Below are 21,623 nucleotides of genomic sequence, written 5' to 3'. Positions count from 1 at the left end.
TTTCAAATCTATTCTAGGTTGAATCAATTAGAATCATTTTCTTACACATTACAAGCGGGGATATCTGTGTGAATAAAACGATACAAGAAAAGATTAAAATGCTTTTTACCAACCGTCTCAAGTGCCAAGGGCTATCCTAACAGGAGAGCAAGAAAAATGCATGATTATGCAGATTCATTCCTTTCTGAGAAATTCAATCCCTCCAAGAACCTGAAATCTTGTACAATCTTCATTATTTAAAAAGTATTTCTTGAGATACTTAAGTCATCAAACCAAATTCAAGGGGAAAATAAAAATGAGAATTGGTTTTTATCCCACAGACACAACGGATACAGTAATTAACCATCTTTCCTTCCTATCCTAGACTTAAATGCTTTGTGTGCTACATTAAAACAATTCTAAATAACGAATAAGTGGGAACTAGATTTAAATTAATGCGACGTCTCTTCTATAATTTATTTTTTTCTGTGTTTTTGAGTTTATCCAGCGCTGTTGCTCTAGCGCAGCCTTTTATTTCTGTTGATGTTACAACGAGGCGTATCTTAAAACATAATCAAGCTTTTGAGCGTTGGTATCCTGCTTCCTTGACAAAATTAATGACCGCTTATGTTATTTTTCGTGCCATGAGCCGAGGGGAAGTTTCACCAAACAAACATATCACCATCAGCGAATACGCCGCAAAAGCTCCCTCATATCGTTCAGGCTATAAAGCTGGTTCTGTACTCACACTTGATACAGCCTTAAGTATCACCATGGTTAAATCTACCAATGATTTAGCCATTGCCATGAGTGAAGCTGTTGCGGGTTCACAGAAAGATTTTGTACGTAAAATGAATAGCGAAGCTAAACGTTTAGGCATGTTTGGCACCCATTTTGCGAACGCAAGTGGTTTACCAGATCCTCAAAACTACTCCACGGCACGCGATATTGCTCTTTTAGCCGTTCAAATACGTCGAGAATTTCCACAATATGCTCATTATTTTTCTATTCCAGCCATTGATTTTGGTAATAATCGAAAAATCCAACATAACTCAAACAACCTCATTGGCCGTTTTTATGGGATAGACGGTATGAAAACAGGCTTTATTTGTGCCTCTGGTTTTAATCTTGTTGCCTCAGCCACCCGCAATAAACGTACAATTATTGCTGTCATTCTAGGTGCTAACAACATAAGTGAAAGAGAAGAAAAAGCTGCACAACTTCTTGAAATAGGATTTTTGCACCAAGGAAGCCCCCAATTAACACTAGCAACATTAAAACCTTATGGGAGCAACATAACACAAGCCAACAATATGAGACAACAAACATGCACACCTGAAGCCATAAAAATGCATGCAAATTCATATGATGATCAAGGAAATATTATTCTCACCTCACCTTTTATCACTGCTCCACCTTCTTTTTCTCATCCTTTATCAGTACACCTCATTCGTACGCCACAAACACCTAAAATGACAGTAAAACCACTAAGAAAACCCTATATTCCGTATAAAAGGCACGCAAACCATTCTATAAAAAGCCATAAATCATAATCTACAATTAATTATAATACTTTGATTTATAATGATAATTAATTATTTTGTACCTTATGTCAAAACCACAAGTATTGTAAGATTCTCTCATTTCAAATCTGTATTTATTGAATCAATAAAACCAGTCTCTTGCGCGCCACAAGGTGGATGAACATGTAGATAAAATAATTAAAACAAGGAATAAAAATCCTTCCTATAAGTCCTTTCAAGAACCAAAAATTATCATAACATTGACGCTAAAAGTGTATAATATACCCACGTGCACCTACCTTTATAAGCGTAAAGATAGTGGTACAATGGATCTCATGAGGGATTAGCCATTACATTCCTCACGGACATCATTATAAATTGGTTAGACATACTGAGATATATTTTTTAAAAACAAAACTATGATTGATGATTAACATGAAAATAAAGCGCATCCCTCTCACGCTTATTACGGGTTTTTTAGGCTCTGGCAAAACAACTTTGCTCAACCGTATGCTACAAGACCCTCTTCTAACAGAATGTGCTGTTATCATCAATGAATTCGGCGAAATCAGTATTGACCACCTTCTGGTTGAAAAAACAACAGAAGGAATTATTGAGCTTGCCAATGGTTGCTTATGCTGTAATTTACGCAGTGATCTCATCGACACATTAATTGATTTAATAAATCGCGTTCAGACAGGACAGATCAAACAACTCCATCATATTATCATTGAAACCACAGGGATGGCTGATCCCGCCCCTATTTTAAAAATACTTTTAAGCCACCCATTGTTTATTCAAACATTGTCCATAAATGCTGTTCTTGCAACATTTGATACATTAAGTCCACTTTCCATATGTAAGCGCTATCCTGAAATATATAAACAATTAATATTTGCTGATAAAATCATTCTCACCAAAACAGATCTTAGAGACCCACAAACGCTTTCAGATGCACTCCTTAGCACACTTAAAACAATGAATCCTACAGCACAAATCATTGACGCCCATTCTAAAGATTTCTGTTCAAATCTATTAATAAATAACACATTATGGGATGAAAAAGTAGAAAATACAAAACTTAAACAAAATCTTACGACTACCCCACATGATCATCCCCCCCATAAAACCATTCGTACCTTTTCACTAAACTGTGAGGGTCATGTTGATTACGCCACAATTGAAGCTTTTTTAGATCTCCTACAAGAGCGTTATGGTACAAAATTATTACGTATTAAAGCAATTATCGCATTACGTGATGACCCTTATCGCCCACTTGTATTACATGGCGTACAAACATTTTTTCATCCTCCCATAAGATTACCAGCATGGCCAAAAGGAATAAAACAAACACGTTTCGTCATCATTGCCGATGGTGTTGAAAAAGACGCAATACAAAAGCTTCTCAATGCTTTTTTTAATAAACCAGCAATAGATACTGCAGACAAAACAGCTCTCTTAGAAAATCCTCTAGTCATTCCAGGAATAAAATTTTAATTTTTTCTCCCCTTCAATGATATAACATTAAATTCATTAGCACTACCATCTTTATGCTTTTAAAGGAGCAAACCGGCACCATTACACACTTTGCTAATTCCCAATGTTGAAACAAGCCCTTGGTACTTTAGATGGTTTGTAAAAAGCATTTTAGTCTTTCTTACACAGTTTCACCCACGCGGTTATCCCTGCTTGTAACGTGCAAGCAAATGGTTTTAATTTATTCAACATGGAACAGCTTTGAAATGAGAGAATCTTACGGTATTCAGGGTTCTAATTTAACTTGAATAACACTAAATTATCATTATAAATAAAATTGTTATGATAAAAAATTTAATATCCATCAATCTGCAAACAGATTGTTTTCTCTCTAAATGCGCTTCATCTGCAAACCACTTCATGTGATTCATTTCACAGACAGATTGACCAAATTCTTGGTTCTAAAATATTCTGCTCAACTCTATATTTATTCAAGCTAATTGAAATCAAAATCCCTGTTAAGAAAAAAACCAAAATCAGACAGAGGCAATATTGCATTTTAAAATATGTGAATGTATCTTATATAACAGCACGACAAGACAATATTTTACAGCATAAAAGAATAAAACTCTTTGAAAGAAATAAAAAGAGAGGTGCATTTTATGTTAACTTACTCTTCACTAAAAATGAAGATTGACACCAGTGCCGATGTGCAAACAATCCAACTTCTTTGAGAAAATTCCTCTTGGCTTCCCACTTCATATGATTTACTTACATTAAGGCTCTATGAAAAAACTCTGCACTTTAAGACTATTGACCACTCACTTAAACACCTTGTGTGCAAAGTTTTTGCATATCCTGTATCGCCATTATTAAGTGATAGTGTTTACGGTGCTGTAAGATACAATAACACTTACTGCATTAGAGAAACTGAAGTTTTATCAGTATCGCGATTAAAAACGTAACGTTTTTCATAAACCTCAACAGTTGGAGGTTGACGATTTTTTTCAAAAAAATCATAACCTTTCTTAAGCATAACCCAGAATTGATAATGAGGATTCTTGCTATGACGTGACATATTAACCTCGGTCATGCGGAAAGGAAAAGCCTGCAACTGAAACTCTCTTTGTCCTCCTTTAAAAGCATCCCGTGCAAACGCATAAATCTGAGCCATGTTCTTATCACTCATAGAATAACAACCTGCGGAAAAGCAAGAACCATGCACCATAAGATTGCTTCCTGTGCGACCATTTTCCTGATCATAAAGGTTAGGAAATCCTATATTAAAAGAGAGATAATATTTTGAATAAGGATTCATTTGGTTTGCGCTAATAGTATAAAAACCCTCTGGTGTCTGAAGATCCCCTTCTTTATATTTAGGTCCAAGCTTACCAGACCATTTGCAAATGCCATAGCGAGCAACCAAGATAAAAGGTCCTGAACGAGATTGCTTCCAAACTTCAGCAAGATTTTCTTCCTTAAAAAACCGCATCATAATCGGTGCATAGGGATCTATATCATACAGAACCATTCTATTTTTGATTTCTTGCGGCAACGGCTGTTCAACTTTAGCGCGAATAGAGGCTGGTAATCTTCCTTCACATGCTGCCAATAGTCCCATTACAAACAACACACACACAGCGAGGAATCTGCTAAATGTCATCGAATAAAACTCCAATCCAACACCCCTCACAAAAAATAACCTATGTTAGAGACCGACCAATTTGAAGGTATTTTTCCCTTCGCTCTTGTTTAAGCACTTGACCATCTTTTCCAGCCATAGCTTTTAAAGCCTCTGAAATAACATCACCCGTTGCATCAATGACAATCTCTTTGCCACGATGCGCTCCCCCTAAAGGTTCCGAAATAATGCCATCAATAATCTTTAAGCGATACAAATCTTGAGCGGTAATACGCATATTCATTGCAGCATCTTTTGCACGAGCTGGATCACGCCATAAGATAGAAGCTGCTCCTTCTGGTGAAATAACAGAGTAAATTGCGTGCTCCAACATATAAACTTTGTTGGCAGCCGCGATTGCTATCGCCCCTCCAGAACCGCCTTCTCCAATAACAACGGAAACCACAGGAACTTTCAAACGCAAAGTTGTAGCTGTTGATTGAGCAATTGCTTCCGCTTGCCCACGTTCTTCAGCGCTTACCCCAGGATAAGCACCTGCTGTATCAATAAAAGTAAGGAGGGGCAAACCAAAGCGGTCAGCCATTTCCATAATACGTACAGCTTTACGATAGCCTTCTGGACGTGCAGAACCAAAATTATAGCGCAAACGTGTTTGCGTATCGTGACCTTTCTCTTGACCAATATAAGCAACGGCCTCACCTTTAAAGCGTGCAAACCCCGCTTGAATAGCCTCATCTTCAGCAAACTTGCGATCTCCGGCCAAAGGCGTAACGTCACTCAATAGGCGTTTAGAATAGTCCATAAAATGGGGACGATCCGGATGACGAGCGACTTGTGTTTTTTGCCACGGCGATAATTTTTTATAAATATCGCGCAACGCTGTTTGGGAACGCGTTTCAAGACGAGCAATCTCGTCACTCATATCAAGACTGCCTTTTTCCTGAGAAATTTTTTTTAATTCAAGAATTTTCCCATCAAGATCAGCAACTGGTTTTTCAAAATCAAGATAATTATACATTTGTGTCAACTCATTCAGTGTCACTTATACACTTATAATTTGCTTTATAAAGTCTTTTTCAAAAACATCACCTTTTCTTTAACGAGCCTTTTGCTCATCGGCAAGTGGATGATGCTCATTGACTAAACGATAAAGTCCCTCTTCCAACACATGGGTATAAATCTGAGTGGTAGCAATATCAGAATGACCTAACAAATGTTGAACGGCACGCAAATCAGCACCATTTTGCAAAAGATGACTAGCAAAAGCATGACGCAACACATGGGGAGAAAAGCTATCACTTCCTATCCCTGCTCTTCTAGCGAGATTTTTCAACTCTCGTGCAACGACTTGACGAGCAATATATCCTGTCTCGGAATGCGCAGGAAAAAGATAAGAACTCGTAGCGTCCTTTCCCTGATCACGCAAATTTAACCACTGTGAAAGAACTTGGCATGCTTTTTTTGATAACAGCACCATTCGTTCTTTTTTGCCCTTACCACGAACCAAAACGCTGTATTCATTCCTTCGAACAGACTGAACCGGCAGACTCACCAACTCACTAATACGTAACCCTGTTGCATAAAGCATTTCAATCAATAGCTGAAGACGCAGTGCACGGAAATAACCTTTGGACCCATAGTCTGCTTGATTGACTTCTAACTCCGCAAAATCAAGCAATTTTATCACTGCATCTTCACTCATGATTTTGGGCAAAGGACGCCTCTGACGAGGTGCATCAATATCATGAGAGGGATCATCTGCTCTCAACCCTTCAGCATAAAGGAATTGATAAAACTGACGCAAAGTTGATAAACGGCGCGCTTGCGACGATGCCGCAAAACCAAAAGTATGCATAAGTGACAAAAGAGTAATTAAATCTTCTTTTTGTGCTGAAAAAAGCGAAACAGAGTGTGAAGACAATTCGTCTTGTGCCCACTGCAAATCATGCTGATAAGCCGCAAGCGTATGAGACGAAGCCCCTCTCTCCGCACTCATCATCTCAAGAAAATGATCTATCACAGCACCACTTTTCATTTCATTGATTCGCTTCCGTAGAAAGATTCCATGAATCCAAGGGAACATCAATGTACATATCCACAGTTACTGGTTCAACCCAAACCACAAGAGCACCCATTATAATGAAAAGAACAGAAAGCAAAATGAAAAGAATCATCAAAAATCTAGTCAATGTTGGCATAAGACAATAACCTACCCAAAAATATTCTATCTCGTATTATGCCTCACAAAGATTAACAGGAATTGACTTTAAGATGGATAAATGCCGAAATAAAGTTATGAAAAGCAATCGACAAAAACGCGTCCCCATAACACAAATAAAGAATCAGCTCTTATCGTCCCTTGATAAAAGAGCACTTGTCCTTGTTGGTCTTATGGGGGCAGGCAAATCAGTGATCGGAAAACGCGTCGCCACCATGCTTCGTTTACCTTTTTATGATTCTGACCAAGAAATTGAAAAAGCTGCACAAATGACAATCACGGAACTCTTTGAAATTTATGGTGAATCCGAATTTCGTGCTCTTGAACAGCGTGTTATTCTAAACCTCATGAAAAAAAGTCCCCTTGTTTTAGCAACAGGTGGTGGTGCCTACATAAATGAAAATATCCGAAAAGCCATTCACCAAAATGGTATATCCATATGGCTAAAAGTCGATCTTGATATCCTCATGCAACGTGTCTCAAAGCACCCAACACGTCCCCTGCTTCAAACAGCCAATCCTAAAGAAACCATGCAAAAACTCATGGAACAGCGTTATCCTATCTATGCAAAGGCAAACTTAACAATTAACAGTCATAAAGAAAGCCGTCATACCGTAGCACAAAATGTTATACGATCCGTACAGCACTACCTATACACAGAAATTAACAATAGGGATAACCAGCATGCAAACCAAAACCGTCACTGTTAAACTGGACAAACACTGTTACGATATCATCATTGGTCCGGGTCTGATTACACAAGCTGCTTCACAAATTAAACATGCTCTTAATAAAAAAGATCCTCATCAAACGCGCTTGGCACTTGTTACAGATACAAATGTTGCTTCCCTTCATTTGGAGATATTGCAAGCAGAATTAACAAAAAATAAAATTCATACTGTCCCTATTATTGTAGAAGCAGGAGAACAATCAAAATCATTTTCAACCCTGCAAGTTGTCATCGATCAAATTCTTGCTGCGCGTTTAGAAAGAGGCGACTGTGTTATTGCTTTTGGCGGTGGTGTCATTGGTGATCTAGCAGGATTTGCGGCAAGTATAATCCGCCGTGGCATGAACTTCATTCAAATGCCCACAACGCTTCTTGCACAAATTGATTCTTCTGTTGGTGGAAAAACGGGAATCAATAGCCAATATGGCAAAAATCTTATTGGTGCCTTTTATCAACCACAATGCGTTATTGCTGACACGTGTCTTCTTGATACCCTGCCACCGCGCGAATTTCGCGCTGGCTACGCAGAAATAGTAAAATACGGTCTCATTAACCAACCTGACTTTTTTGAGTGGCTTGAAAAAAATGGGCAGAAAATTTTCTCTAATGGCCCTATGCGAACAGAGGCCATTGTTCGCTCATGCCAATTTAAAGCTGCCATTGTAGCACGTGACGAACATGAGAAAGGAGAGCGCGCACTCTTAAATCTCGGCCATACATTTGGACACATGCTTGAAACAGCAACCGCTTATGACTCCAACCGTTTAATCCATGGCGAAAGTGTAGCAATTGGGATGATTCTAGCTCATCAATTCTCTGCTCAATTAAATTTAATAAGCCCCACGCTTACACAACGCATTGAAGCGCACTTCAAATCTATAGGATTGCCTACACAATTAAAGGATATCCCAGGATGTCTACCAGATGCTGAAACTTTAATGACTCTCATTGCCCAAGATAAAAAAGTTTCGCAAAACAATTTGACTTTCATCTTAACACGCGGACTTGGCCAATCATTTATTGCAAAAAATGTTTCACCAGATGCCGTTTTATCCTTTTTGGAACAAAAATTAACAGAAATTCGTTAATTCATATTGAATATAATTGATTCGTTTTTATACTTCTATTAAAGATTAACATGATGATGTCTGCGTAGCTCAGTAGGATAGAGCACAGGATTCCTAAAGAAATTGGGCACTTTGAGAAGAAATCCTCAAAGTGAATCTGCTCAAATTCGGGGAAAGCTTCATGGGCGACTATATGCCAATCCCGAGCCAAGTCTCTTTTCAAATGAGAGAAAGGTGTAGAGACTGAACGGGCAGCACCTAAAGAGCAAAAGCTTCAAGGTGAAGAGACAGTCCAGACCACAAACAGCCGATAAGGCTGGCGGTGAAAATCGAAGTGGTATGAATCCTGGGGTCGCAGGTTCGAATCCTGCCGTAGACACCATCGTATCAGTCAAATTATTCTTTGTGCACAATATTAGGAATATAGGGAAGCATCATGAAAAAAACTTTACACATTTTAGGATTTTTCACCGCTTTAAGTTTATCACTCTTCAGCTCAAACAATAGCTTAGCTGGTTCTTTAATCATTGAAGTACCAGACAATCCAGAGCCCAAAACAGAGACCATTACCTATCAGTGTGAAACTGGAGCAGGTAAAGAGCGCATTGAGGCAGTCTATCTTAATGCTGATAATATTTCGTTGGTTGATTTCAAATGGAATGGTGACCGTGTCATTGCTGCTAATGTCATCGCGGCAACAGGAGCAAAATTTGCAGGAGCTCAGTATATCTGGTGGGAGAAGAACAAAGAAGTCACGCTTTATGACCTTGCTCAGGATCCAGAAGAAAAAAAACCTATCCTCTGTAAAGATGAGTCAACATTATTATTTTAAATAACACGGGAAATATTATGAAAAAAATTTCTTTTACTAAACAATTTTTCATTACTTTAAGTGTGCTCCTCCTCGGTTCAATTAATGCATTAGCAAGTTCTTTAGTCATTGAAGTACCAGATGATCCAGAACCAACAACAGAGACCGTCTCCTATCAATGCGATATGGGAACAAGCAAAGAGTATGTTGAAGCAACTTACTATAATGCTGGCAATATTGCGCTTGTTGATTTAAAATGGAACGGTAAGCGCATCGTTGGTTCTAATGTAATTGCCGCTTCTGGAGGAAAATATGTGGGTGGACAATACATTTGGTGGATAACTAAAAATGAAGCCATATTTTACGATCTTATTAATGATCCAAAAGAAGAAAAGCCCATCCACTGTGTAGAAGAAAAAAGCACAGAATAAGGAAGATTCTTACATTTCAAGAATCGCGCTGGCTCTCATCTCGTGATGTTCCTTCTGATGTGGGTAGCTTTTCCTCCGTTTGGTGTAATAAAAGAGCCAGCGGTTTTTCTGATTGTTTTTCTGAATGATGTCGATAAGCTGCTGTATGTGAAAGCAACATAGAAGCTACCGGTGCTGTTAAAAACAAAAAAAACATCAGCAACACTTCATGAAAAACAAAATAATGGTCCACAAATATTGAATAAAGAAATGAAGAAATAAGAATACTACCAACGCCCCAACTCGTACATACTGAAAGCATATGCAAACGCTTATAAAAATTGGAAAAACGCACCAAACCTATCGTTGCGATCAATGTCAATCCAGACCCTAATATTAAGAAAACTGTGATAGCAATAGCAACCACAAGCGATATATCATCTTTCATTCAATAATCTCCCCCCGCATAAGAAATTTCGCCAAAGCGATGCTTGAGACAGATCCCAACAATCCAATAATGAGAGCTGCGACAAAATAAGTGGTTGTTTCTGAACGAATATCGAATGTAAGAAACAAAAGAATAGTGGTTATATAAAGGGCATCCAAACCAACAATTCTATCCTGCGCCCGTGGACCACGAATCAACCGAAACAGCGCGAAAATCACCGCTAAACTTAAAAAAAACTGTGAAAAGAAAAGCCCCCAATAAAGAATCACCATACTCATAAAAAAATCTCCAAAAGCAATTGCTCATACCGTTGTTTGATCAACTGTTTGTAATCATATCCATTTTTTAAATTTAAGACATGAAGCAAAAGTTCACCCTTTTTACTATTATAGGCAACCCAAGCAGTTCCAGGGGTTGCCGAAAGGATGCATGCTAAAATAGCCAAAGCAGTGCGATTATGAAGCAGAAGAGGTACTACAATAAAACCAGATTTCTGCACTCGAGACCTTTTTGTTAAAACAAACCAAGCCACCGAAACATTTGAGAATATAGAATCTATAAATACTCGAAAAACGAGACGAAAAACCGCACTCCAGCTTTTAATAACAACCTTCTCCGGCTCCAGAAGCCGTATCATCCAACCACAAAACAAAGCGGTTAAAATCCCTAAAAGCAATTGCCCTAAACTAAAACCATTTAAAATAAGCCACATAAGGACAATGACACCACTGAAAAAAGGGGAAGGACAAAAACAATTCATTTACTTATCTCCCTATTTTCGAGAGAAAAATCCGTTAAAACGCTCCCAATATAGTTTTGAGGTTCATACAAAGTCTTAGCAGTTTCAGACATATAATGACTAACAGGACTGGCTACAATTGTTATAAGAAAACACAAAGCAAGGAGAACGGCAATAGGCGCAAATTCTATCACTTGCACACGAGGAATACGCCCTTCAAGAGAAACCCAAAAAGTTCGGATACCCGTTCGTGTCAATGCAATCAAAGCCGCAAAACCAGAGAGAGTGACAAAAATTACAAAAAGCCAATCTTGGTAAACCGGAAGAGAAGCAGAAAAATCCTCTCTACTGTGGTTTAAAATTGCCATGAACATCATAAATTTAGCAACAAAACCAGAAAAAGGCGGCAATCCAATAATCAAAATGGCACAGATACCAAAACAAGCTCCAAGAATTGCCAAGGTTACTGGAAAATAGATGCCAACTTCATCTTCTTCCTCCTCTTCATCGTCACCATACACCTCCATTGTGACAGCAAGAACATTAGCAGCCACATCTTGACAGCGTTCAACTAACTCTACCAAAAGAAAAAAAGCTCCCAGTGCTAAAGTTGAAGAAACAATATAAAAAAGTGCGCCTGCTGTCAGTGCTGTATTGCCTATCCCGATCGCAGCCAACAATGTACCAGAAGAGACAAGAACGCTATAAGCTGCCAAACGCACCAAAACTTGGCTCGCCAATACCCCAATAAAACCAACAATCATAGTGGCAAGCCCACCATAAAACAAAACCGTATGACCAAAATGGTTAAAATATTCACTTTCAGGACCAAACCATAGCAACGTTAAACGTAAAATAATATAAATACCAACCTTGCTCAAAAGTGCAAAAGAAGCTCCAACAGGCGCTGCTGCTGCACTGTAAGTTGGCACCAACCAAAAATTAAGCGGCCACATACCCGCTTTAAGCAAAAAAGCAATACCTAAAAGTGCAACACCTATTTCGAACAAAACAATATCTGTAGAAGATATATATTTTATTTTAACAGCCAAATCGGCCATATTAAGAGTACCAACGACTCCATAAATGAGCGCTATACCAACTAAAAAAAATAATGAAGCAACAAGATTAACCACAACATAATGCAATCCTGCGCGCACGCGTGTCTGACCAGAACCATGCAAAGCAAGCCCATAGGAAGCCGTTAACATAACTTCAAAAAACACAAATAAATTAAATAAATCGCCAGTCAAAAAAGCACCATTTATCCCCACCATAAAAAATTGCATTAGTGACTGAAAATGAGAACCAGCTTTGTACCAATGAGCCCGCGCAAAAACCAACACGCTAGTCACCAACAAGCTGGAAAGTAAAAGCATCATAGCGCTTAAGCGATCAAGGACTAAAACAATTCCAAAAGAAGACGGCCAATTACCAAGTCGATAAACATCGCAAGCCGGTGCTATTTCAAGAGTACGTATAATCAATAAAATGGCAGTAACGACCAACAGTCCCGCAGAAGAAAGACTGATGAATGATTTAAGTCTTGCACGACGTTCATCATAAAAAAGAAGAAGTGCTCCAGTGATTAACGGCAAAAGAATAGGCAAAATAAGGAGATGATGCACTCCTATTTCCATTATTGCACCTCACGTCCATCAACGTGATCAGAACCCGTTAAACCACGTGAAACCAACAAGATAACTAAAAATAAAGCTGTTGTTGCAAAACCAATCACAATCGCAGTTAAAACCAAGGCTTGTGGAAGAGGATCGACATAATTAGCTGGATTAATAACAGTGGTAGGATCAACAATTGGAGCAGCATTACTACGCGGTCTACTCATTGAAAATATAAAAAGATTAACACCATAGGAGATCAAGGACAAACCAAGAATGACTTGAAAAGTACGTGGACGCAAAACAAGCCAAATACCTGATCCGACAAAAACACCGATACCCAAAGAAAGAACAATTTCCATTAATTTTCCTTCTCTTTTAAAATAGGTTTCTTACCGATTCGGTAACTCCTAATTGACTGGTGTGCAAGTGCAATTAAAATGAGAACAGTTGCTCCTAACACAAGAGAAAGCACACCAAAATCAAACAAAAAAGCAGATGCCATGGTAACTTTCCCAATTAACGGAAGATGAATATATCGAAAAAAGGATGTTAAAAAAGGATATCCAAAAAACCAAGAGCCCATCCCCGTTACGACTGACAATAATAAACCAAAGCCTATCCAACGCAAAGGTAAAACTCTCAAATGCGTTTCCACCCACCGAATATCGCGTGCAAGATATTGTAAAATAAATCCTATAGCCAAAGTAATACCACCGACAAATCCACCTCCTGGCAGATCATGCCCTCGCATGAATAAATAAATAGCAAAAGCGATAATAATTGGAAAGAGCCAACCCATAATAACAGCAGGAACAGCTAAATAATTCAATACTGTATCTCCCACATTTCGATTAGGCTGAGCTATATCAAAGGCTTTCTGGATACGTTGTTGAAAAGGCGCATCAATACTCTCAGGCGCAGGACGAAAACGTCGTAAGAGTGCAAAAACAGTAAGGGAAACAACACCCAAAACCACAATTTCTCCCATGGTATCAAAACCACGGAAATCAACCAATAACACATTCACAACATTGCGACCACCAGCATCTGAGTAAGCATGCGTTAGAAAAAAATCAGAAATCGTTGTACCTTGGGGACGTGTCATCACTGCAAAAGAAAGCCATGCTACACCAGCACCTCCTACAAGGGATATGATGAAATCACGGAAACGACGCAAGCGAACCCAAAAATGAACAGCAGCTGGCCTAGGGTCATGCAAACGTTTAGGCAACCACCGTAAACCAAGCAATAATAAAACGACTGTAACAACCTCAACAACCAATTGTGTTATTGCTAAATCAGGAGCAGAAAGCCATAAAAAGGTTGCACAAGTCATCAAACCAGCTCCCCCTAAAAGCATAAGTGAAGCAAGACGATGAAACTTTGCTCGCCAAGCAACTAAAAGCGCACATAATCCGCCAACCAGCCAAAGAGCGAGAAAAGGAATATCAAGTGGAAAAAGCGGTAATGTCCCCACTGGAATGAAACCATCGCACCAAAGTAAAAGACCAACAAAGGCAAAACAGACCCAAAAAATCCAATGCAATTGGATCTGCAAACGGCGTGTTGACAAAGCAGACTCCACCGCACGGGCCCATTTCCAAGAAATAATTACGAGAATGCGTTCAAAAATACGCGGTCCTTTTAAGTGACGGAAAAAAGGAGCCCCATCATCACAGGATAAAAAATAACGATGCCCAACAGCATAGAGCAATCCGCCCCCTAATAATGCAACAAAGCTCATCACTAATGGAGTGTTAAACCCATGCCAAACAGCCAAACTATAAGGAATTGTCATTGGTCCTAAAACAGACACGACCGCATTATCTAAAATAGGTCCTATTGTTAAATTAGGAAAAATACCAACCGCTAAACAAATAAACACCAAAAGCTCCATTGGTAAACGCATGAAATGCGGTGGTTCATGGGGAGTCTTGGGTAAATTGTCAGGCTTTGGTCCTAAAAAAACGCCATGAATAAAGCGTATAGAATAGGTCACACTAAACAGACTAGCTAGCGTTGCCACATAAGGCGCAATCCAATCGAGCCATGATTCCATATGCGTTTCAACAGCTTCAGCAAAAAACATCTCTTTCGATAAAAAACCATTCAACAAAGGAACCCCAGCCATCGCTGCACTCGCAACTAAAGCAAGAGTTGCTGTGATAGGCATAGAACGATAAAGCCCTGACAGTTTACGCATATCACGTGTTCCCGTCTCGTGATCAATAATGCCAGCAGCCATAAATAAAGAAGCTTTAAAAGTAGCATGATTGGCCATATGAAAGATCGCCGCAACACATGCAAGTGGACTACCAAGACTTAAAAGTGTTGTAATTAATCCAAGATGACTAATAGTCGAGTAAGCAAGCAGTCCTTTCAAGTCTTGCTGAAACATGGAAAAATAGGCACCTAGAAGAAGAGTTGAGAGTCCTGAAAAGCCAACCAGCCAAAACCAAGATTCTGTTCCAGAGAGCACAGGCCATAAACGAACAAGCAAAAACAATCCCGCTTTTACCATTGTTGCCGAATGCAAATAAGCCGATACGGGAGTTGGAGCAGCCATCGCGTTAGGTAGCCAAAAATGAAAGGGAAATTGCGCGCTTTTTGTTAACCCTCCCAATAAAATACAAATAAGGATAGGACTATAAAGAGAACTTGACCGGATCATATCTCCAGACTGTAGCACCTTATCCAAATCAAAACTGCCAACAGTATACCCAATCAATAAAACTCCAATAAAAAGAGCAAAGCCGCCAAAACCTGTGATCGTTAGAGCCATACGCGCACCCTCACGCGCACTTGCATTATGGTACCAATAGCCGATCAGCAAAAAAGAAAAAATACTGGTAAGTTCCCAGAAAACAACCAAAAAGACGAGATTACCTGATAAAACTATTCCTATCATTGATCCCATAAAGGCCAAAAAAAAGGAAAAAAAACGCGGTACAGAATCCGCTGGATCTATGTAATAACGTGAATAAATGACAACAAGCAGCCCAATCCCTGTAATAAGCAAGCAAAAAAGCCACGACAAACCATCTATGCGGAGAATCAAATCGCTTCCCCATTCTGGAAGCCAAGAAATATCTAAACGCACTATGTGGTTTCCGCGAACTTCCGGATAAAGCATTATTGCAAAAATAAGACAGAAAAGTGCGACAACCCCAGCAAACCACGCTTCATTATTTTTTGCTGTCGAACGAAAAAAGCCAATGACAGCACTTCCACCAAAGGGAAGCAAAACGAGCAATACCAACATTGCTTCCCGTGTTGTCATTCTTTAAACTCCATTTTACCTTAATATTTTGTCATCGACAAAACAAAAACTTATATTCTCACCCCCATTCCACACTTAATGATAATAAGATTTAATAAAACTTAAAAGCATTTAAAATTTTTAAAAAAACAATGCTTGCATGAAAATACTGCGCACCACACAAGTCTTCTCTTTATTGTAAGAACAATAACGCTCACGACAAGAAGCAATTAAAATTTTATTTAATTTCTATCCTTTAAAAAAGCGTGATAAACACTGCCTACGCCCCCCATGAAAAGGCTGAAAACTATTATCATTTTTATTATAAGAGCGATAACGCGCAAGGCAAGATTCAATATGTTGTTTAAGCATCCATGGCTCTTTTTTTTCTAATTTTTCCGAAGAAGACGTTAAAAACACTTTTTTAGCATCTGGTACAACTTTTAATGATGCGCCTTTTGTGCTTAAGTGCGGTGATGTAATAAATGCCACTTCAGGATACCACCAATTATCACTGTATTTACGATAACCACGCCGATAATGACGATAACCTTTAAAACCATTAAGTTCTCTACGCCCCGTAAAAATCAAAGGCACCGAAATATCTTGGAGAGAAGTCTGAGTAACCAGTTTGGCTTTAGCATCACTCCTATTTTGCCCCCAATTAATAAGAGTGGTTGTTATAATGAAAAAACTGCTAACAAATACAAAAGCTAAAGCATAATATAATTTTTTTTTCATACTCATAACAAAAAACTCAACATAATAAACAACAGTAATTACAGAAAGCCTTTCTCTTGCTGGACAGAAACAGATTCTTTTCTTAAGATTCTTTTTTCTTGAGACATTCTGTTACTCTTTGTACTAAACGTTGATCTTGGCAATAAGATCCTACAAAAAAGAATGAATAAATGATGATAAAAACCCCCTACTATCTTATAGACAAATCGAAACTCATCAAAAACATGCAAACAATTTCTCGTTTACGGGAAATGTCCGGAGCTAAAATTTTACTTGCTTTGAAATGTTTTGCCACATGGAGTGTTTTTGATTTAATGTCTGAGTTCATGGATGGAACCACATCATCATCCCTTTATGAACTGCGTTTAGGAAGAGAAAAATTTGGCAAAGAAACCCATGCTTATTCAGTGGCTTGGGCAGATGATGAAATTGATGAAGCCTGTGGTTATGCAGATAAAATCATCTTTAATTCCATCCAACAGCTTCAACGCTTTTCTGATGCAACAAAAACCATTCAAAGAGGTTTAAGGTTAAACCCAGGAATGAGCGCATCAAATTTTGATCTTGCCAACCCCTCTCGCCCTTTTAGCCGCTTAGGAGAAACAAACCAAAGCGCTATCAAAGAAGTTCTGCCTCTTATCAACGGATTGATGATCCATAACAATTGTGAAAATGCTGACTTTAATCTTTTTAACCAAATGCTTGGGTATATGGAAGAAAAATTTGCAGAACTTTTTTCTGCTGTTGACTGGATAAGCCTTGGCGGCGGAATCCATTTTACGGCTGAAAATTATCCTCTAGAAGCTTTCGCAAAACGCTTAAAACAATTTTCTAAAACTCATGGTGTCACTCTTTTTCTAGAACCAGGAGAAGCTGCTATTACCAAAAGCACCACTTTAGAAGTCAGTGTTCTTGACACATTGTATAATGAAAAGAATCTAGCCATCGTTGATAGCTCAATTGAAGCACATATGCTTGATCTTCTCATTTATCGTGAGAATGCCAAATTAGAACCCAATCAAGGTCCACACGAAATTATGATTTGTGGAAAGTCTTGTCTTGCCGGCGATATTTTTGGAACATTTCAATTTCAAAAACCTCTTAAAATAGGCGATAGACTGTCTTTTCAGGATGCAGCAGGTTATACAATGGTCAAGAAAAACTGGTTTAATGGCGTTACAATGCCTGCTATTGTTCTCAAAGAGTGCGATGGTACATTAACACTTCAACGCCAATTCAGCTATAACGACTATCAGGAAAGCCTTTCATAAAGATAAACCATAAAAAACGTCATACAACAGTATTAAAAAGGAGATGGACCTACAATGAAAAAAAATGTTCTCATTATTGGTGCCGGAGGTGTTGCACAAGTTGTTGCGCATAAATGCGCTCAAAACAACGATATTCTTGGTGAAATTCATATTGCTTCACGAACACTCAAAAAATGTGAGGCCATCATTGCTTCTATTAAAGAAAAAAACACAATGAAAGAACAGGGTGTTTTCAAAAGCCATTCGCTCAATGCCATGAATGTAGAAGAAACTATAAAGCTCATCCAAAAGACCAAATGCGAAATTGTCATTAATGTTGGTTCTGCCTTTCTTAATATGTCTGTTCTTTCAGCTTGTATTGAAACCAAATGCGCTTATATCGATACCGCAATTCATGAAGACCCATTGAAAATTTGTGAAACACCTCCTTGGTATGGCAATTATGAATGGCCTCGACGTCAAGAATGTGAAAAAGCTGGTATAACCGCTATTTTAGGAGCAGGTTTTGACCCAGGTGTAGTGAATTCTTATGCTGCATTAGCGCGCGATGATTATTTTGATAAAATCACAGATATTGATATTATTGATATTAATGCCGGAAATCATGGGCGTTGGTTTGCTACAAATTTTGATCCAGAAATTAACTTCCGTGAATTTACAGGACAAGTATGGTCATGGCAAAATAAAAAATGGACTTCCAATAAAATGTTTGAAATCAGCCATGAATGGGATCTTCCCGTTGTGGGAAAACAAAAAGCCTATATGACAGGACATGATGAAATTCATTCACTTTCCAAAAATCTTGATGTAGAGAATGTCCGTTTCTGGATGGGATTTAGTGATCGTTATATCACTGTTTTTACGGTTCTAAAAAACCTCGGACTCTTATCCGAACAACCAATTAAAACGGCAGAAGGTCAAGAAGTTGTGCCCTTGAAAGTCGTGAAGGCCGTCTTACCCGACCCTTCCTCTCTCGCCCCAGACTACACAGGAAAAACCTGTATTGGGGGTCTTATTAAAGGCGAAAAAGATGGAAACCCGAGAGAAATTTTTATCTATAATATAGCCGATCACAAACAAGCTTTTCATGAAACTGGGGCACAAGGCATTTCCTATACAGCTGGCGTACCAGCAGCCGCAACAGCTCTTCTTATTGCCACAGGCGAATGGGATGTTAAAACTATGGTCAATGTAGAAGAATTACCACCCCACCCTTTCCTTAAATATCTTGATCATATGGGGCTTCCCACTTTTATAAGAGAACAACAAGAGGATAAAAAATTACAATTTTAATACTTATAGAAAGCATATGCTTAATTTTTTAAGTTATCACAAAACTGCTCAATGAAAACAAACTTAATATTCTCGTGTAATTATGGTTTTCAAAAAAATTTTAGCTATTCGTTATATTTTGGCAACATTGCGATTTCTTAACAACCTTAAAGAAGAGACATATCATCTTTTTAAGACATAGCAAGCAATGATCAAGATAAACAGAGAAGCAAAAACTAATTTAATCACACTGTATGACTTGTCTTATCATCAAAAAGATAGTGTCATAAACAAAAGATATAAAAATACTGCTCTTTTAAATAAGAGCGGTATTTTTTAGAATATTCAATCCCTTCCCTCTTCATATATAACGTTACGCTGAATACTATAAGATTATCTTAATCACAAACTCTCTCACATTGAAGCAATTAAAATCTTTTGTCTGCACATCACAAACAAAGCAAGCGTATGAGTAAAAAATGACAAATTTCTCTTATGAAAACGCTCAAATAATAAAGAGCTTTAGCAATATTGAAAACTGAAAAAGTGTATTATAATGTCAGTGTGTACTTTTACTAAACATAAAGATGATGGTGCACAATAGGTCTTGTAACAGTTTGAATGAATTTCATATATTTCAAGAGGAACTTTACAGTTATACCATTCACGAGCCACCATCGCGAAGTAGATTTGAGCATTTTGAGAGATGTTTGCTTAACACAAAACACGCAGATAAGCTCGGAATCCTATCTTAAATATTTTATAACAGTATAAAAACTACCCCATATATAAAACTTTACATAGACTAAACACCACTGCTCTAAACGATAGTGCACAACAGGATAATCAATCAAAACTGCACAACAGATATCTAAAAAAGTAATTATCGAAAAGCATACAACAAATGGAACATTCCAATACTATTGGTTATATTCCTTTTTTTGTTGCATGCTTCACTAATATTTTCTGCCCCCCCGTGCCTTTTAAAATGTACTTTTTAAAAGCTTTTTAAATATGAAGTGGTTTAGCAAATGTTGCCAAAGCTGCCTCACGCACGGCTTCTGATAAGGTAGGATGTGCATGGCAACAACGTCCCAGATCTTCTGATGAACCACCAAATTCCATTAAAACTGCAATTTCATGGATCATTTCACCAGCACCAAATCCAAGAATATGTCCTCCTAATACCCTATCTGTTTTTTTATCAGAAAGGATTTTAACGAACCCATCACTCTTTTGCATTGCACGTGCACGACCATTGGCCATAAAAGGAAATTTGCCAACATTATATTCAATACCAGCAGTTTTTAGCTCTTCTTCTGTTCTTCCTACACTCGCAATTTCCGGCTGTGTATAAACAACACTAGGAATAACATCAAAATTAACATGCCCTTTTTGACCTGCCAAAATCTCTGCCACAGCAATGCCTTCTTCCTCTGCTTTATGTGCTAACATTGGCCCTTTTACGACATCACCAATTGCATAAATTCCTGGAACATTCGTCTGCCAATGGGCATCAATTGCAATAAATCCGCGTTCATCTAACTGAACACCAGCCTCTTGTAAGCCAAGCCCCTCTGTATAAGGAGAACGTCCAGTAGCAATAAGCACAACATCAGCCTCTAAAGTTTCAGCCTCACCACCTTTGACAGATTCAAAGCTCACCTGAGCAGTTAAGCCAGATTGTGTAACAGCTGTCACCTTTGCACCCGTTTTATATTCAATCCCCTGTTTTTCCATTAATTTCTGAAATTGCCGTGAAACTTCACCATCCATTGAGCCCAAAACTTTATTAAGATACTCAATAATGGTCACTTTAGCACCCAAACGGCTCCAAACTGATCCAAGTTCTGAACCAATGACACCAGCACCCACTACAATCATATGCGCTGGTACTTTTTCAAGTGAAAGGGCTCCCGTAGAAGAAACAATAGTCTTTTCATCAATTTCAACATTCACCCCTGGAATTCCTGAACTCTCTGAACCGGTAGCAATAATAATATTTTTTGTTTCAATTGTTTGTTTATTACCATCTCTGGCAACAACTTCCACATGACCCGCACTCAAAATTTTGGCTGTCCCAAAAAAAGTATCAACTTTATTTTTTTTCATCAAAAAAGAAACACCACTGGTATTGGCTGTCACCACAGCTTTCTTATGAACCATCATTTGTTCAAGATTAAGCTTAGATTTACCAATAGAAATACCAAGCGTTTCAAAACCATGCTGGGTTTCAGCAAACACTTCTGAAGCATGCAACAACGCTTTAGAAGGAATACAACCAACGTTGAGACATGTTCCTCCTAATGTTGTACGCTTTTCAATAATTGCTACTTTAAGTCCCAGTTGCGCCGCCTTTATTGCTGCTACATAACCACCTGGACCCGCTCCGATCACAGCCACATCATAAGACAT

General features: G+C 38.3%; 19 protein-coding genes. 8 read left to right on the top strand and 11 right to left on the bottom strand.

Annotation, left to right across the window (positions count from 1 at the left end):
* The first annotated feature begins 434 nt into the window (after window positions 1-434).
* Both ACFINE_RS02485 and ACFINE_RS02480 read left to right on the top strand, forming a co-directional pair.
* Entirely contained in the window at window positions 435-1,532 is a 1,098-nt protein-coding gene (locus tag ACFINE_RS02485; protein ID WP_375620920.1) for a D-alanyl-D-alanine carboxypeptidase family protein, read from the top strand.
* A 405-nt stretch (window positions 1,533-1,937) separates the two neighbouring features.
* Window positions 1,938-2,999 carry a CobW family GTP-binding protein gene (locus tag ACFINE_RS02480; protein ID WP_375620919.1) on the top strand — a complete coding sequence of 354 codons (1,062 nt, stop codon included), beginning with the start codon at window positions 1,938-1,940 and terminating at the stop codon, window positions 2,997-2,999.
* A gap of 892 nt (window positions 3,000-3,891) precedes the next feature.
* Here ACFINE_RS02480 and ACFINE_RS02475 read toward each other — a convergent pair.
* From ACFINE_RS02475 to ACFINE_RS02465, 3 genes are all read right to left on the bottom strand, one after another.
* Window positions 3,892-4,641 carry a L,D-transpeptidase family protein gene (locus ACFINE_RS02475; protein ID WP_375620918.1) on the bottom strand — a complete coding sequence of 250 codons (750 nt, stop codon included), beginning with the start codon at window positions 4,639-4,641 and terminating at the stop codon, window positions 3,892-3,894.
* Window positions 4,642-4,681: 40 nt separating this feature from the next.
* Complete coding sequence (locus tag ACFINE_RS02470; RefSeq protein ID WP_375611312.1) at window positions 4,682-5,638, bottom strand: acetyl-CoA carboxylase carboxyltransferase subunit alpha; 957 nt, start codon at window positions 5,636-5,638, stop codon at window positions 4,682-4,684.
* 78 nt (window positions 5,639-5,716) lie between these two features.
* Window positions 5,717-6,655, bottom strand: a complete 939-nt coding sequence (locus tag ACFINE_RS02465) for a site-specific tyrosine recombinase XerD (RefSeq protein ID WP_375611313.1) — start codon at window positions 6,653-6,655, stop codon at window positions 5,717-5,719.
* Between the two features lie 260 nt (window positions 6,656-6,915).
* Between ACFINE_RS02465 and ACFINE_RS02460 the strand changes: the two genes are divergently transcribed.
* The 4 genes from ACFINE_RS02460 to ACFINE_RS02445 all read left to right on the top strand — a co-directional run bounded on the left by ACFINE_RS02460 (window position 6,916) and on the right by ACFINE_RS02445 (window position 9,877).
* Window positions 6,916-7,548 (top strand): shikimate kinase, encoded by a 633-nt coding sequence (locus ACFINE_RS02460; protein ID WP_375606223.1) that lies wholly within the window; start codon window positions 6,916-6,918, stop codon window positions 7,546-7,548.
* Window positions 7,523-8,656: a 3-dehydroquinate synthase gene (gene aroB, locus ACFINE_RS02455; RefSeq protein WP_375620917.1), complete on the top strand. Its 1,134-nt coding sequence runs from the start codon at window positions 7,523-7,525 to the stop codon at window positions 8,654-8,656. The genes ACFINE_RS02460 and aroB overlap by 26 nt, the downstream gene beginning before the upstream one ends.
* A gap of 415 nt (window positions 8,657-9,071) precedes the next feature.
* Complete coding sequence (locus ACFINE_RS02450; protein WP_375611315.1) at window positions 9,072-9,467, top strand: MliC family protein; 396 nt, start codon at window positions 9,072-9,074, stop codon at window positions 9,465-9,467.
* Window positions 9,468-9,484: 17 nt separating this feature from the next.
* Window positions 9,485-9,877, top strand: coding sequence for an MliC family protein (locus ACFINE_RS02445; RefSeq protein ID WP_375611316.1), 393 nt, complete (start codon window positions 9,485-9,487; stop codon window positions 9,875-9,877).
* A gap of 16 nt (window positions 9,878-9,893) precedes the next feature.
* Here ACFINE_RS02445 and mnhG read toward each other — a convergent pair whose 3' ends face one another.
* The 7 genes from mnhG to ACFINE_RS02410 form a co-directional block, all read right to left on the bottom strand.
* Window positions 9,894-10,304 carry a monovalent cation/H(+) antiporter subunit G gene (mnhG, locus tag ACFINE_RS02440; RefSeq protein WP_375620916.1) on the bottom strand — a complete coding sequence of 137 codons (411 nt, stop codon included), beginning with the start codon at window positions 10,302-10,304 and terminating at the stop codon, window positions 9,894-9,896.
* Entirely contained in the window at window positions 10,301-10,582 is a 282-nt protein-coding gene (locus ACFINE_RS02435; protein ID WP_375620915.1) for a K+/H+ antiporter subunit F, read from the bottom strand. Before ACFINE_RS02435 ends, mnhG begins: the two co-directional genes overlap by 4 nt.
* On the bottom strand, window positions 10,579-11,064 hold the full coding sequence (locus ACFINE_RS02430; RefSeq protein ID WP_375611318.1) for a Na+/H+ antiporter subunit E: 486 nt from the start codon (window positions 11,062-11,064) through the stop codon (window positions 10,579-10,581). The genes ACFINE_RS02435 and ACFINE_RS02430 overlap by 4 nt, the downstream gene beginning before the upstream one ends.
* Complete coding sequence (locus tag ACFINE_RS02425; protein ID WP_375620914.1) at window positions 11,061-12,683, bottom strand: monovalent cation/H+ antiporter subunit D; 1,623 nt, start codon at window positions 12,681-12,683, stop codon at window positions 11,061-11,063. Before ACFINE_RS02425 ends, ACFINE_RS02430 begins: the two co-directional genes overlap by 4 nt.
* The gene (locus tag ACFINE_RS02420) at window positions 12,683-13,024 is read right to left on the bottom strand and encodes a Na+/H+ antiporter subunit C (protein WP_273790150.1); all 342 of its coding nucleotides are present in this window, start codon (window positions 13,022-13,024) and stop codon (window positions 12,683-12,685) included. Before ACFINE_RS02420 ends, ACFINE_RS02425 begins: the two co-directional genes overlap by 1 nt.
* Window positions 13,024-15,945: a monovalent cation/H+ antiporter subunit A gene (locus tag ACFINE_RS02415; protein ID WP_375620913.1), complete on the bottom strand. Its 2,922-nt coding sequence runs from the start codon at window positions 15,943-15,945 to the stop codon at window positions 13,024-13,026. Before ACFINE_RS02415 ends, ACFINE_RS02420 begins: the two co-directional genes overlap by 1 nt.
* A 228-nt stretch (window positions 15,946-16,173) precedes the next feature.
* Window positions 16,174-16,671 carry a BA14K family protein gene (locus tag ACFINE_RS02410; protein ID WP_375620912.1) on the bottom strand — a complete coding sequence of 166 codons (498 nt, stop codon included), beginning with the start codon at window positions 16,669-16,671 and terminating at the stop codon, window positions 16,174-16,176.
* A 167-nt stretch (window positions 16,672-16,838) separates the two neighbouring features.
* Here ACFINE_RS02410 and ACFINE_RS02405 point away from each other — a divergent pair, with 167 nt between their 5' ends.
* Both ACFINE_RS02405 and ACFINE_RS02400 read left to right on the top strand, forming a co-directional pair.
* Window positions 16,839-17,936 carry a carboxynorspermidine decarboxylase gene (locus tag ACFINE_RS02405; protein ID WP_375620959.1) on the top strand — a complete coding sequence of 366 codons (1,098 nt, stop codon included), beginning with the start codon at window positions 16,839-16,841 and terminating at the stop codon, window positions 17,934-17,936.
* A 54-nt stretch (window positions 17,937-17,990) separates the two neighbouring features.
* Window positions 17,991-19,229, top strand: a complete 1,239-nt coding sequence (locus ACFINE_RS02400) for a saccharopine dehydrogenase NADP-binding domain-containing protein (protein WP_375620911.1) — start codon at window positions 17,991-17,993, stop codon at window positions 19,227-19,229.
* A gap of 987 nt (window positions 19,230-20,216) precedes the next feature.
* On the opposite strand, the gene lpdA is transcribed toward ACFINE_RS02400, so the two are convergent.
* A complete protein-coding gene (gene lpdA / locus ACFINE_RS02395; protein WP_375620910.1) occupies window positions 20,217-21,623 on the bottom strand; it encodes a dihydrolipoyl dehydrogenase in 1,407 nt (468 codons plus the stop codon).

It is taken from the genome of Bartonella sp. AA97HXZ (assembly GCF_042196985.1).
Classification (GTDB): domain Bacteria; phylum Pseudomonadota; class Alphaproteobacteria; order Rhizobiales; family Rhizobiaceae; genus Bartonella.
The sequence above is the reverse complement of the archived record's forward strand: the minus strand, read 5'-3'. Positions and strand labels throughout refer to the sequence as shown.

Excerpts from the sequence above, each read along its gene's own strand:
- ACFINE_RS02465 (WP_375611313.1), bottom strand. The coding sequence starts at position 6,655 with ATGAAAAGTGGTGCTGTGATAGATCATTTTCTTGAGATGATGAGTGCG.
- ACFINE_RS02445 (WP_375611316.1), top strand. The coding sequence starts at position 9,485 with ATGAAAAAAATTTCTTTTACTAAACAATTTTTCATTACTTTAAGTGTG.
- ACFINE_RS02475 (WP_375620918.1), bottom strand. The coding sequence starts at position 4,641 with ATGACATTTAGCAGATTCCTCGCTGTGTGTGTGTTGTTTGTAATGGGA.
- ACFINE_RS02430 (WP_375611318.1), bottom strand. The coding sequence starts at position 11,064 with ATGAATTGTTTTTGTCCTTCCCCTTTTTTCAGTGGTGTCATTGTCCTT.
- mnhG (WP_375620916.1), bottom strand. The coding sequence starts at position 10,304 with ATGAAAGATGATATATCGCTTGTGGTTGCTATTGCTATCACAGTTTTC.
- ACFINE_RS02460 (WP_375606223.1), top strand. The coding sequence starts at position 6,916 with ATGAAAAGCAATCGACAAAAACGCGTCCCCATAACACAAATAAAGAAT.
- ACFINE_RS02485 (WP_375620920.1), top strand. The coding sequence starts at position 435 with ATGCGACGTCTCTTCTATAATTTATTTTTTTCTGTGTTTTTGAGTTTA.
- ACFINE_RS02405 (WP_375620959.1), top strand. The coding sequence starts at position 16,839 with ATGATAAAAACCCCCTACTATCTTATAGACAAATCGAAACTCATCAAA.
- ACFINE_RS02435 (WP_375620915.1), bottom strand. The coding sequence starts at position 10,582 with ATGAGTATGGTGATTCTTTATTGGGGGCTTTTCTTTTCACAGTTTTTT.
- ACFINE_RS02425 (WP_375620914.1), bottom strand. The coding sequence starts at position 12,683 with ATGGAAATAGGAGTGCATCATCTCCTTATTTTGCCTATTCTTTTGCCG.
- aroB (WP_375620917.1), top strand. The coding sequence starts at position 7,523 with ATGCAAACCAAAACCGTCACTGTTAAACTGGACAAACACTGTTACGAT.
- ACFINE_RS02480 (WP_375620919.1), top strand. The coding sequence starts at position 1,938 with ATGAAAATAAAGCGCATCCCTCTCACGCTTATTACGGGTTTTTTAGGC.
- ACFINE_RS02415 (WP_375620913.1), bottom strand. The coding sequence starts at position 15,945 with ATGACAACACGGGAAGCAATGTTGGTATTGCTCGTTTTGCTTCCCTTT.
- ACFINE_RS02450 (WP_375611315.1), top strand. The coding sequence starts at position 9,072 with ATGAAAAAAACTTTACACATTTTAGGATTTTTCACCGCTTTAAGTTTA.
- ACFINE_RS02420 (WP_273790150.1), bottom strand. The coding sequence starts at position 13,024 with ATGGAAATTGTTCTTTCTTTGGGTATCGGTGTTTTTGTCGGATCAGGT.
- ACFINE_RS02410 (WP_375620912.1), bottom strand. The coding sequence starts at position 16,671 with ATGAGTATGAAAAAAAAATTATATTATGCTTTAGCTTTTGTATTTGTT.
- lpdA (WP_375620910.1), bottom strand. The coding sequence starts at position 21,623 with ATGTCTTATGATGTGGCTGTGATCGGAGCGGGTCCAGGTGGTTATGTA.
- ACFINE_RS02470 (WP_375611312.1), bottom strand. The coding sequence starts at position 5,638 with ATGTATAATTATCTTGATTTTGAAAAACCAGTTGCTGATCTTGATGGG.
- ACFINE_RS02400 (WP_375620911.1), top strand. The coding sequence starts at position 17,991 with ATGAAAAAAAATGTTCTCATTATTGGTGCCGGAGGTGTTGCACAAGTT.